Consider the following 13,149-nt stretch of genomic DNA (forward strand, 5'->3'; position numbering starts at 1 on the left):
GTTGCGTGCCCTACGCTCAGCGAAGAACCCACCCGCACGCAGAAATGCGTCGGCCCCCGCCGGGATTGCCGTCCCAGTGCGAGGGCCTACCAAACAGGAAGCACCACCTTCCCGATGGATACCCTCCACCGTAGTCGCCAGGCACCCGCCGCGTCTCGCCCCCACGCCAAGAACCACTCTTCCCGGGGTACTTCGCGCGGAGTGGTCCACGAGACCGCCCGCCACACCCGCGACTTCACCGTCATCAGCAACCGCCTCCTCCAGCACCCGGACATCGGCGGCGTCGCGATCGCGGTCGGCTGCCACATGATGTCCGTCGCCGAAGGCACCTCCGTCACCATCAGGTGCCTCGCCGACCGCCTCGGCTTCAGCCGCCAGAAGGTCGCGGACGCCCTCCACGCCCTGGAGAAGCACGGCTACCTGCGCCGCACGGTGATCCGCACGGCAGGGGGCCGCCTGATCACCGAGACGGTCATCCGCCACAACCCCGACACCCCCACACCCCGCCGCCCCAAGCCCCGGCGGCCGGCCACCCCACCCCCGGCACCGGCAAAGGCCCCACCACCACCCCAGAACCCGGCCCCGGCCCCGAAGCCGACCCCCCACCCCCTCCCACCCGTCCCCCGCCCCGCCTTCCCGGCGAAGGAACTCCTCCGCGCCGCCCTCGGCGTCCTCATCGACCTGCGCGCCACCGACCCCCGCCTGTACGTCTCCGAGGCCGACGCCGAGCACCTGGCCCCCGGCGTGGCGGCCTGGCTGGAACGCGGCGCCCCGCCGGAGGTCGTCCACCACGCCCTGACCAACGACCTCCCCGAACCCCTCCGCCGCCCCGCCGCCCTCCTGGCCCACCGCCTGACCGCCCGCCTCCCCCCGGCGCCCCCACTGACCGCCCCACCCGCCCCGCCACCGTCCCCCGCACCCCTCCAGCACTGCGAAGCCTGCGACACGTGCTTCCGGGCCCCGCCCGAAGCCCCCTGCCCCACCTGCGGAAGCCCGGACACCACCCCCGCCGCTTACCGGCCACCTCGTTGCTGACGAAAACGATGACGTGACAGCATGCCGGGGTGAGCGACAACGGGGAGAAGGCGAAGGAGCCTCAGCAGCGTTCCAGAATCGCCGACTTGACAGACTCTGCACCACCGGAATCGACACAGAACTCCATCCCGGACCCGGAGCCGGTCGACCCGACAGCGGCGGCACGGCGAGAGTTTGCCCGTTTGCTCGGCGAATTCCGGCGGACGGCGGTCCTGGTACCGCTCGACGAGCACGGGAGCCTCTGGACGGCCGGCTTCAACGGCGTCCGGTGGATCTGCGCGTTCTCGGACGAGGAGGCGCTCGCCCGGTTCGCCGAGGCGCACGGGGACGCCGGCCGGGAGTGGACGTACCGGACCGTCCTGGGCGCGCGGCTGCTCGACGGGATGGTCCCGATGCTCCCCGGCCCGGCCGGGGTGGCGCTGGACGCGGGGAGCGCCGACGGGATGGTGTTCCCGCCGGTCGTGGGGATCGTCCCGGACGAGGTGGCGGTCGATCTGGACGGCACAGGGGAGACGGGGGAGCAGTGAGCGGGAACGAGCCTGATCTGGCCGCGCCGCCGGAGGCGCTGGCGGCGATCGCGAAGGGCATCGACCTGGCCCATGCGGAGCTGAAGGAGCTCGGCATGATCGGGTCGGCGACGATGGGGCGGGGGTTCTCCGACCTCGCCCTGACCGGACTGGAGTTGGGGCACCCGGGGCTCGCCTCCGCGCTGGAGACGTTCTGCGAACGGTGGGAGTGGGGAGTCCGCGGTCTGACCCTGCGGGGGAACGCCTTCGCGCAGGGCGTCGGTCTGTCGGCGGGTTCGTTCGCCGAGCAGGATCGATACGTCAAGGACACGATCAAGATCGGTGTGAACTCCCTCAACGGCAACCCGCATCTGTCCGAGGACGAGGTCAAGCAGATGCGCTGGGACACCATCCGGGACCAGGCGCCGTGGGACGACGCGGACTGGAGCGGCGAGTCCTTCAGCGCCGCCCACGAAGAGGTCAAGCAGAACTGGGGGAACACCCTTTACGACGGCCTGGACGGGCAGTTGGACCGGGCGCAGGACCTCGGCCTCATCGACGAACCACTCCGGGAGTACGTGGACGAGCGGGCGCGGCAGGACTTCGCCCCCGACCAGGCGACGATCGACCAGGCCGACGAGTCCGCGCCGGGGGAGAGCCGCTGATGGTCGACATACGGGGGTGGGGCGACAAGCTCGCCGACGGCTGGGACCGTACGCTCGACAAGGGCGGCGAACTGCTCGGCGAAGGCGTCGACTACGTCACCGACAAGGCCGGGCAGGCGCTCGACAAGGTCGGTGCGGAGGACTGGGCGGACGCGGTCGAGGACTGGGGCGACGAGACCGCCTCGTCGCTCGGCGCGCAGGTCGGCGAGCAGCAGCTCGGCCAGACCGAGGAAGCCGAGGAGCTGATCCACGGCAAGCCGGCCGAGATCGCCGCGACGGTGAAGAACCTGCGGGACTTCCGGAAGGCGTTCGACCTGGTCGGCGGCGGGATGAGGAAGCTGGACGCGGCGCAGTGGAAGGGCGAGGCGGCCGACGCGTTCCGGGCGAAGTTCCAGACCCTCCCGACCGACTGGCTGCACGCGGCGGACGCCATGGAGCAGGCGGCGAAGGCACTGGAGACGTACTCCCGGGCGGTCGTCACCGCGCAGGGCAAGGCGCGTGAGGCGATCGCCCTCTACAAGGAGGGCGACCAGGACTCCAAGAAGGCCGTCGACGGCTACAACCAGAGGGTCGACGCGTACAACGCGGCCCGCGAGGGGGACAGCCCGCTGCCCCGCCCCGAGCCGTTCACCGACCCCGGCAAGGCCAAGCGGCAGCAGGCCCGGGACCTGCTGAACGACGCCCGGAAGGCCCGTAACGAGGCCGGGGAGACGGCGGCCGGCGCGGTCCGTGCCGCCCTCGCCCACGCACCGCAGGAACCGAAGGGCCTGGAGAGGGTCAAGCTGGACCTCCTCGACCTCGGCGCGGGCACGGGCGTCGAGCTCACGCATGTCGGCGGCGGCATCGTGAAGGGCTCGGCGGGCCTGATCAACTTCGTCCGCTCGCTCAATCCCGTCGACCCGTACAACCTGACCCACCCGGCGGAGTACTACAAGGGCGTCAACATGACGCTCGCCGGGCTCGTCTCCCTGGGGGCCAACCCCGACCGGGCCCTGAAGAACGCCTGGGAGGGCTTCAAGGAAGACCCGTCGGAGGGTGTCGGCCGCCTGATACCGGAGCTGCTCGGCACCAAGGGCACCGGCCTCGCCCGCGGCGGCCTGCGCGCCGGACTCGACGGCAAGGGCACACCGGACGGCAAGCCCGGCAGCAGCCGTACGGACGCGGAGAAGGACCCCGACAGTGCCGGCAAGCGGTGCGGCGAGACCGTCTGCAAGCAGGACCCGATCGACATCGCCACGGGCCGCATGCTGCTGCCCCAGACGGACATCGCCCTCCCGGGCACCCTCCCCCTCCTCTTCCGCCGCACCTTCGACTCCTCCCGCCGCTCCGGCCGGTGGTTCGGCCCGACGTGGTCGAGCACCGTGGACCAGCGCCTGGAGATCGACGCCGAGGGGGTCGTCTTCAGCTGCGACGAGGGCAGCCTTCTCGCCTACCCCCACCCGGCGCCCGGGCTGCCGGTCCTGCCCGCGCACGGCCGTCAGTGGCCGCTCGACCGGGTCGGGGACGGCTACACGATCACGGATCCCGGCAGCGGCAGGGTCTGGCACTTCACCGACCACGGCGACGAGCTCGCGCTCCTGACCCAGCTCGACGACCGCAACGGCAACCGGATCTCCTTCGAGTACGACGACGAGTCGGGCGCCCCGACCTCGATCGTCCACCACGGCGGCTACCACCTGAAGCTGGCCACCGCCGACGGGCGGGTCACCGCCCTGCACCTGGCCGGCGCGGCACCGGACGGCTCCGACCAGGAGATCCTCCGCTACGACTACACGGACGGCCACCTCACCGCGGTCACGAACTCCTCCGGCCGTCCGCTGCGCTTCGACTGCGACGAGCACGGCCGGATCACCGCGTGGACGGACACCAACGGCAGCCGTTTCGACTACGTCTACGACGACCAGGACCGCTGCACGTACCAGTCGGGCGCGAACGGCCACCTGGAGACGTCCTTCACCTGGGACGACATCGACCCGGCGACGGGACTCCGCACGACCACCCTCACGACCGGCAGCGGCCGCACCGAGCGCCACCTGATCGACGACCGCTCCCAGGTCGTCGCGGAGATCGACCCCCTCGGCGCGGTCACCCGCTTCACGTACGACCGCCACCACCGCCTCCTGTCACGCACGGACCCCCTCGGCCACACCAGCCGCACGGAGTACGACCGCGAGGGCCGCCCCGTCCTGGCGGAACGCCCGGACGGCCGACGGACCCGGGTCGAGTACGACCCCGCCGGCATGCCGACGCGCATCACCGCGACCGACGGCACCGTCACCCACCAGACCTTCGACGCACGCGGCAACCGCACGTCCGTGACCGCCCCCTCGGGCGCCCGCACGGAGTTCGCGTACGACGCGTCGGGCCGCCTGACGGCGGTGACGGACCCGCTGGGCGCCGCCACCCGCCTGGTCCTGGACGCCCGCGGCCTCCCGGTCGAGGTCACCGACCCGCTGGGCGCGACGACCCGCTACGAGCACGACGCCTTCGGCCGCACGGTCCGGATCACCGATCCCCTCGGCGCGGTGACCCGCCTGGAGTGGACGGTCGAGGGCCACCCGTCCCGCCGCATCGCCCCCGACGGCACGACGGAGTCGTGGACGTACGACGGCGAGGGCAACCGCCTCACCCACACCGACGCGCTCGGCGCCACGACCCACTTCACGTACACCGACTTCGACCTCCTGACCTCCCGCACGACCCCGGACGGCGTCCGCCACGACTTCACCCACGACACGGACCTCCGCCTGACCCGGGTGACGAACCCCCAGGGCCTGACCTGGGAGTACGCGTACGACGCGGCGGGACGGCAGGTCTCGGAGACGGACTTCGACGGCCGGACGCTGCACTACGGCTACGACGCGGCGGGCCGCCTGTCCGCCCGGGTGAACGGCCTGGGCGAAACGATCCGCTTCGAGCGCGACGCGCTGGGCCGGACCGTCCGCAAGGAGGTCGAGGGCGTCGGGACGACGACCTACGCGTACGACGTCTTCGACCAGCTGGCCGAGGCGGTGAGCCCGGACGCCCGCCTGGAACGCCTCCGCGACCGCCACGGCCGCCTCAAGTCCGAGACGGTGAACGGCCGGACGACGACGTACACCTACGACGACCTCGGACGGAGGGCGAGCCGGACGACCCCGTCGGGCGCGACGAGCGAGTGGACGTACGACGCGGCGGGCCGCCGGACGAGACTCACGGCCTCCGGCCGGGAACTGTCCTTCTCCTACGACGCCCTGGGTCGAGAAGTGACCCGCACGATCGGCGACTTCACCGCTCTGACGTCGGCATACGACGAGCTGAGCCGCCTGAAGACCCAGGAGGTCACCTCCCGTTCCGACCTCCTCCAGCGCCGCTCATACGCCTACCGTCCCGACGGCGCCCTGACCGCCGTCACGGACGCCCTCTCAGGCACCCGCCACTTCGACCTGGACGGCGCGGGCCGGGTCACGGCGGTACGCGCGGACCGCTGGACGGAGCGGTACGCCTACGACGAGGCCGGCAACCAGACGGAAGCGGACTGGCCGACCGGGCACCCGTCCCACGCGGCGACGGGCCCGCGCGCGTACGAAGGCAACCGCCTCACGCAGGCCGGCGCGGTCCGCTACGAACACGACGCCCAAGGCCGCCTCACCCTCCGCCGGAAGACCCGCCTGTCCAGGAAGCCGGACACTTGGCGCTACGAGTGGGACCCGGAAGACCGCCTGAGGTCCGTGACGACCCCGGACGGCACGGTCTGGCGCTACGGGTACGACCCCCTGGGCCGCCGCGTCTACAAACAATCAACCCTGGAGACAGTCCACTTCACCTGGGACGGCACGACGCTCTGCGAGCAGACGACCGAGAACGTCGTCCTCACCTGGGACCACGCGGGCCTCCGCCCCCTCTCCCAGACGGAACGCCGCACGGACACCGACGACGACCGCTTCTTCGCCATCGTCACGGACCTCATCGGCACCCCGACGGAACTCGTCTCCGAGTCCGGCGAGTTGGCCTGGCACACCCGCGCCACCCTCTGGGGCACGACGACCTGGAACAAGTCCGCCACCACCTACACCCCCCTCCGCTTCCCGGGCCAGTACTACGACCCCGAATCCGGCCTCCACTACAACTACTTCCGCTACTACGACCCGGAATCGGCCCGCTATCTTTCAGCCGATCCACTCGGCCTCATTCCCGCCCCAAATCCGGATGCCTACGTCCATAATCCGCACACTTGGAGCGACCCTCTCGGCCTGGCTCCGTGCACCCCGGACGGTTTCACCGACTTGGGGAGCGATCGATATCAGTCCCCCGAGGGACTTATCTACGGACCCGGGTCTGCGCATGACCACCGAATAACCCACGTCATGGAGCATGCTGCCCCTGATCCATCCAAGACGCAGCACAGCGTTTTCATTTCGAGCGATCAGGCGGATATCCTGGCGCTCATCGACGAGGGCTGGGCGAAACGCGGTGCGCCCGACCCCAACGACCCCGCCAGGTACGTCGTCCCTATGGGAAGAGACGTCGGAACTGCGGGTGAGCAGAACCTGAGAATCGTCGTCGTACCGGGAACTACGAAAGTCATCACCGCCTTCCCCCAACAGTAGAGGAGCTATGAGTGATTTGGTGCCCTAGGTGTGATCAGGGTTGGGTGGTCAGGTGTCGCGTCATCGGCACCGCTGGCATTTTCAGGATTTGCGAAGAGTGCGACACGGTATGGGATGGCAGGGAACCTTCAAACGATCCACCTTTCGTCATCCTCGATCAATACATGGAGCAATTCAACAAGGCACCACTCTGGTCGAATCTCGAACGCCTGGAAAGAGGCTCAAACACCTGACCAGTCCAGGCGTTCCGCGAGTTGCGACGCGGTTTTCCAGCGACCGGCTGGTCTCGTGTTGGACTGCGAAGAGCAGCTGATCCATGCGTAGTCGCCACATGAGAGTGAAACAGGATCCCAAGCAAACAACGGAGACTGGATGCCTGCGCAGAACGAGGAAGACCGCTGGGCCACAGGGAACATCGTCGCCCAGATGATCCCGGTGGGTGATCGGCTGGAGCTCGTGCCGTTGGAGGTCGGGCATGCCGAGGAGATGGCCGACGTGCTGGGAGACCCGGCCCTCCATGCGTTCATCGGGGGCGAGCCCGAGAGCCTGGAGGAGTTGCGGGCACGGTACGCGCGGTGGGAGGGCGGCTCGCCGGATCCCCGCACCGTCTGGTGCAACTGGGTGATCCGCGCCCGTGAGGAGGGGCGGCTCGTCGGGACCGTGCAGGCGACCGTCAGCGGGGGCCGTGCCGAGGTCGCCTGGGTCGTGGGGAGCCCGTGGCAGGGGCGGGGGTACGCCACCGAGGCCGCCCGTGCGCTCGTCGGGTGGCTGCGGGAGCAGGGGGTTCGTACCGTCGTCGCGCACGTGCATCCCGAGCACGCCGCCTCCGCCGCCGTCGCCCGCGCCGCCGGGCTCGTACCGACCGGGGAGACGCACGACGGCGAGGTGCGGTGGGAGTCCGTCGGACCGGCCGCCGGGTACGGGGCCGGTTCCGACGTGCTCGGCGAGGTGCTGCGATGTGTCGGGGGTGACTGGGAGGGGCTCGCGGCGGTCCGTCGGGACGCCTGGTTCGACCTCGACGTGTCCGGGAAGGACGAGGACGGGCTGGGGGAGCTGTTGAGCTCCTGGTTCGCCGAGCGGGAACGGCTGTTCGTCGTCCGGCCCGCCGAGGGTTTCGGGAGCGTCCTGACCGGGGCGCAGCTTCGGGGGACGATCGGGGAGCTCTGGCGTCCGGCTGCGGACGATCTCGTGGTCCTCGCCCCCGGGGCGCGGCTGTTGCTCGTACTGGATCACGAGGAGCGGTTGACCGTCACCCGGCTATGACGAAGGGCCCGGGATCCGCGGGCAGCGGATTCCGGGCCCTTCGAGGACTGCTTAGCGGGACGCGTCCGGGTGGACCGACTCGGTCACCGGGCGGTCGTCGACGAGCTTCTTCTCGACCGGCTTGCGGAGCTGGATGTTCAGCTCGCGCAGGCGGGTCTCGTCCAGCTCGGTGGGGGCGCCCATCATGAGGTCCTGGGCGTTGCCGTTGAGCGGGAAGGCGATGGTCTCGCGGATGTTGGGCTCGTCGGCGAGGAGCATCACGATGCGGTCGACGCCGGGGGCGATGCCGCCGTGCGGCGGGGCGCCGTACTGGAAGGCGCGGAGCATGCCGGCGAACTCGGACTCGACGGTCTCGCGGCTGTAGCCGGCGATCTCGAAGGCCTTGAACATGATGTCGGGCTCGTGGTTCCGGATGGCGCCGGAGGAGAGCTCGATGCCGTTGCAGACGATGTCGTACTGCCAGCCGAGGATGTCCAGCGGGTCCTTCGTCTCCAGGGCCTCAAGGCCGCCCTGGGGCATGGAGAAGGGGTTGTGCGAGAAGTCGATCTTGCCGGTCTCCTCGTCCTTCTCGTACATCGGGAAGTCGACGATCCACGCGAAGCGGAAGACGTTCTCCTCGAACTGGCCGGCGCGCTTGGCGGCCTCGACCCGGACCGGGCCCATGATCTTGGAGACCTCGTCGAACTCGCCGGCGCCGAAGAAGATCGCGTGGCCGGGGACGAGGCCGAGGCGCTCGGTGAGGACCTTGACGTTCTCCTCGGTGAGGAACTTGGCGATGGGGCCGGTCAGGGCGTTGCCCTCGCCGACGCGGACCCAGGCCAGACCCTTCGCGCCGAGGGAGACCGCGAAGTCGCCGAGGCCGTCGAAGAACTTGCGGGGCTGGTCGCCGGTGTCCGGGACGGCGAGCGCGCGGACGTGCTTGCCGGCGAACGCCTTGAACTCCGACGCCTCGAACACGTCGGAGATGTCGACGAGTTCGAGCGAGGTGCGCAGGTCGGGCTTGTCGTTGCCGTACTTCAGCATCGACTCGCGGAACGGGATCCGCGGGAACGGGGAGGTGACGTGGCGGCCGCCGCCGAACTCCTCGAAGAGCTCGGTCATGAGCTTCTCGATCGGCTGGAAGACGTCCTCCTGCTCGACGAAGCTCATCTCGACGTCGAGCTGGTAGAACTCGCCGGGCGAGCGGTCGGCGCGGGCGTCCTCGTCGCGGAAGCAGGGCGCGATCTGGAAGTAGCGGTCGAAGCCCGAGATCATGAACAGCTGCTTGAACTGCTGCGGGGCCTGCGGGAGCGCGTAGAACTTGCCCGGGTTGAGGCGGGACGGGACGACGAAGTCACGGGCGCCCTCGGGGGAGGTCGCGGTGAGGATCGGGGTCGCCATCTCGTTGAAGCCGAGGGCCACCATCTTGGAGCGGATGGCGGCGATGACGGCGGAGCGCAGCATGATGTTGCGGTGCATGCGCTCGCGGCGCAGGTCGAGGAAGCGGTACTCCAGGCGCCGCTCCTCGTTGACGCCGTCGTCGGCGTTGATGGTGAAGGGGATCTGCTTGGCGGCGCCGAGGACCTCGACCGCGCCGACCTCGACCTCGACCTCGCCGGTGGGCAGCTCGGCGTTGACGTTCTCCGCGCCGCGCGAGACGACCGTGCCGTCGACGCGGACGACGGACTCCTTCGTCAGCTTGTCGAGGGCCTCGTAGGCGTCGGTGCCGGGGCGGGCGACGAGCTGCGTGATGCCGTAGTGGTCGCGCAGATCGATGAAGAGGATGCCGCCCAGGTCGCGCCGATTGTGCAGCCAGCCGCTCAGCCGGACGTCGGTGCCGACGTCAGAGGCGCGGAGCTCGCCGCAGGTGTGGGACCTGTACCGATGCATCGTCGTTCATCCAGTCTTCGGGATCGGTGGAGAGAAACCTCGGCCCCGGGCAGTGCCAGGGCCTTCCCAAGCCTACCGGGACACCCAAGATCGCGATTCGAATACTCTCGGTGGCGACACGCAGTCCGGTATTCATAAAGTGGGGCAATGCGCACCGAGGACGTCCTGGCCGCGATCGCCACGGGCCTGTGGCGCTGGGACAACGCTTCCGGGATCGTCTCGCTCGACGCCGAGGCCGCCCGGCTGCTCGGGCTGCCCGCCGAGCCGGTGCGGCTCAGCGAGGCGGCGGTGCGCTCGCGTTTCCATCCGGTGGACTGGAACGAGATCGACGGGGTCGTCAGCCTCGCGGTGGCCGAGGGGACGCTCGCCGAGGCCCGGCTGCGGATCATGGACGGTCAGGGCCGGGTGATCAGGACCGTGCGCAGCCGGTCCAAGCCGCTGATCGAGGGGAGCGACTACCAGCTGGTCGGGACGCTCCAGGAGGTGGCGGAGCCGCAGCCGGGGACGGCCGGGCCGCACACGCCGATCACCGGGGACTGGCGGCGGTCGCGGGAGGCGTTCCTGCTTGACGCGGGGCGGGCGCTGGCGGAGGCGCGGTCCACGGCCGAGGTGCTGCGGGTGGCGGCCTCGCTGTCGATGCCGGGTTTCTCGCCGGACGGGCTCGCGGTCTTCGGGATGTCGGGCGAGCGGCTGACGGTGATCGGGCACCACGGACAGCAGGACGGCGACGAGGGCCCCTTCACGTCGATGTCGCTGGACACGGACTATCCGGCGGCGGAGGTGGTGCGGACCGGGCGGGCGCTGTACCTGCCGTCCCCGGAGGAGTACCGGCGCCGCTTCCCGACGACGTGGCCGCTGGCGGAGCCCTTCGAGCGGCAGTCGTGGGCGTTCGTGCCGCTGGTGGTGGCGGGGCGGACCATGGGCGCCTGGATGGCGGCCTTCAAGCACCCGGTGACGTTCACGCCGGACGAGCGGTCGGTGCTGACCACGGTGGCGCGGATGCTGGCGCAGGCGTTGGCCAGGGCCGGGGTGGCGGAGTCGGAGCGCGAGCTGTCGCTCGGTCTCCAGCGGACGATGATGCCGGTGCTCGGGCCGGGGATCCCGGGGATCCAGGTGGCGGCGCGGTACGTGCCCACCGGCGGCGGTCTCCAGGTCGGCGGCGACTGGTACGACATGATCCGGCTGCCCGGCGGCACGGCGGGCGGCACGGGCGGCGGCGCGGGCCGGATCGCGCTCGTCATCGGGGACGTCCAGGGGCACGACGTGCGGGCGGCGGCGCTGATGGGGCAGCTGCGGATCGCGCTGCGGGCGTACGCCTCCGAGGGCCACCGGCCGGACGCGGTGCTGTCGCGGGCCTCGCGGTTCCTGTACGGGGTGAACGACGGGTACGACGGGTACGACGGCGACGGCAGGCCCGGGACCGGGGCTCCGGGCGGCGGGCCGCGCTTCGCGACCTGCCTGTACCTGGAGGTCGACCTGGAGACGGGGACGGTGGACATCGCCCGGGCGGGCCACCCGGACCCGGCGGTCCGCATGGTCGACGGAACGGTTCTGCTGAGGCCGACGGCCGGCGGGCTCCCGCTCGGCATCGACGCCGACACCGACTACCCCACGACCCGGCTCACCCTCGACCCCGGCGAGACCCTGATGATCTGCACCGACGGCCTCCTGGAGACCGGCGGGCACGACCTCGACAGCGGCTGGGAGCGGGTCAAGCGCCTCCTTGAGGCGCACCGGGGCGACGACCTGGAGGAGCTGGCCGACACCCTCGTGGAGGCCGTCCACGGGCCCGGCTCCCACCACACCACCGGCCCGCTCGCGGACCGGCGCGAGGACGACATCGCCGTCCTGCTGCTCTCCCGCCGGCCGGCGACGGCGGTACGGGAGACCCCGCGCCGCACGCTGATGACGATCGCCCAGGCCGAGCCGGAGCGCATCGCGGAGGCGCGCGAGCAGGTGCGGCAGCTGCTGCACGACTGGACGGACGAGGACCAGCTGGACTCGGCCGTCCTGATGGTCTCGGAGATGGTCACGAACGTCCTCGTCCACACGGACGGCGACGCGCTCCTCACCGCGGAGGTCGCCTGCGGCGACAAGGGCCGCCGGCTGCGGGTCGAGGTCTCCGACGCCAGCGACGAACTGCCGCACAAACGGCACCCGGGCGAGATGGCGTCCAGCGGCCGCGGCCTGGTCCTGATGGAGATGCTGGCCGACGCGTGGGGCGTCGCACCGCGCGGCGAGGGCAAGACGATCTGGTTCGAGCTGACGGAGCCGACGGGGTCGGAGGGCTGCTGCGCGTAGGACCCGGGCGTCCCCCTCCGGCGCGCGGGGTTCCCCCGTACGGCGGAGACTGGTGTCGTACGGCCGCCGGGGGGACCACGGAGTACGCCATGGACACCCACAAGGTCGGCAGTGACACCACCGTCCTGGCCGACAGCCTGGAAGTGCCGGGGATCGGACACATCCCCGTCAACGCCTACGTACTGACCGCCGCCGAACCCGTCGTCGTCGACACCGGGCTCTCGCTCGAAGACCGGGACTTCCTCGCCGCGCTCACGGGGGTGATCGACCCCGCCGACGTGCGCTGGATCTGGCTCTCCCACCCGGACCGCGACCACACCGGCGGCATCTTCGACCTGCTGGAGGCCGCCCCGCACGCGCGCGTGGTGACCACCTTCCTCGGCTTCGGCATCATGACGACCGAGCGGCCGCTGCCGATGGACCGGGTGTACTTCCTCAACCCGGGGCAGTCCCTGGACGTCGGCGACCGCGCCCTGCACGCCTTCCGGCCGCCGCTCTTCGACAGTCCGGCGACCGTCGGCTTCTACGACGACCGCACCCGGATCGCCTTCAGCTCGGACTGCTTCGGCGGACCGATGCCGACGGCGGAGCTCGCCGAGAGCGGGCACGCGAGCGACCTGAAGCCGGAGGAGCTGCGGGCCGCGCAGCTGCTGTGGGCGACGCTCGACAGCCCGTGGGTGCACCTGGTGGACCCGGAGAAGTACCGGGCGACCCTGGCGCCGCTGCGGGAGGTGAACCCGGAGATCGTGCTGTGCACGCATCTGCCGCCCGCCGTGCGGATGACGGACCGGATGCTGGAGACCCTGGCGGCCGCGCCGGACTCCGACCCCTTCGTCGGCCCCGACCAGGCGGCCCTTGAGGCGATGCTGAAGTCCTTCGAGCCGGGCGCGGCGGCCGTCTGAGCCCTGGTGATCGTGCTCG

The 13,149-nt window shown here is 71.0% G+C and carries 7 protein-coding genes and 1 pseudogene; 7 read left to right on the forward strand and 1 reads right to left on the reverse strand.

Annotation, left to right across the window (positions count from 1 at the left end; all coding sequences use genetic code 11):
* Window positions 1-201: 201 nt before the first annotated feature.
* The 5 genes and pseudogenes from ABZ621_RS10680 to ABZ621_RS10700 all read left to right on the forward strand — a co-directional run.
* Window positions 202-1,035, forward strand: coding sequence for a helix-turn-helix domain-containing protein (locus ABZ621_RS10680; protein WP_360602824.1), 834 nt, complete (start codon window positions 202-204; stop codon window positions 1,033-1,035).
* Window positions 1,036-1,064: 29 nt separating this feature from the next.
* Entirely contained in the window at window positions 1,065-1,562 is a 498-nt protein-coding gene (locus tag ABZ621_RS10685; RefSeq protein WP_360602826.1) for an SseB family protein, read from the forward strand.
* A complete protein-coding gene (locus ABZ621_RS10690; protein WP_360602828.1) occupies window positions 1,559-2,206 on the forward strand; it encodes a hypothetical protein in 648 nt (215 codons plus the stop codon). The genes ABZ621_RS10685 and ABZ621_RS10690 overlap by 4 nt, the downstream gene beginning before the upstream one ends.
* Complete coding sequence (locus ABZ621_RS10695; protein ID WP_360602830.1) at window positions 2,206-6,795, forward strand: putative T7SS-secreted protein; 4,590 nt, start codon at window positions 2,206-2,208, stop codon at window positions 6,793-6,795. Before ABZ621_RS10690 ends, ABZ621_RS10695 begins: the two co-directional genes overlap by 1 nt.
* Before the next feature lie 426 nt (window positions 6,796-7,221).
* Window positions 7,222-7,689 (forward strand): annotated as a pseudogene (locus ABZ621_RS10700) (GNAT family N-acetyltransferase); the annotation flags it as partial.
* A gap of 420 nt (window positions 7,690-8,109) precedes the next feature.
* Here ABZ621_RS10700 and aspS read toward each other — a convergent pair.
* Entirely contained in the window at window positions 8,110-9,927 is a 1,818-nt protein-coding gene (gene aspS, locus ABZ621_RS10705; RefSeq protein ID WP_360602832.1) for an aspartate--tRNA ligase, read from the reverse strand.
* A gap of 147 nt (window positions 9,928-10,074) precedes the next feature.
* Between aspS and ABZ621_RS10710 the strand changes: the two genes are divergently transcribed.
* Both ABZ621_RS10710 and ABZ621_RS10715 read left to right on the forward strand, forming a co-directional pair.
* On the forward strand, window positions 10,075-12,228 hold the full coding sequence (locus ABZ621_RS10710) for a SpoIIE family protein phosphatase (RefSeq protein ID WP_360602834.1): 2,154 nt from the start codon (window positions 10,075-10,077) through the stop codon (window positions 12,226-12,228).
* Window positions 12,229-12,317: 89 nt separating this feature from the next.
* On the forward strand, window positions 12,318-13,130 hold the full coding sequence (locus ABZ621_RS10715) for an MBL fold metallo-hydrolase (RefSeq protein WP_360602836.1): 813 nt from the start codon (window positions 12,318-12,320) through the stop codon (window positions 13,128-13,130).
* The last annotated feature ends 19 nt before the right edge of the window (window positions 13,131-13,149 follow it).

The organism is Streptomyces sp. NPDC007863 (assembly GCF_040633895.1).
In the GTDB taxonomy this organism is placed as follows: Bacteria; Actinomycetota; Actinomycetes; order Streptomycetales; family Streptomycetaceae; genus Streptomyces.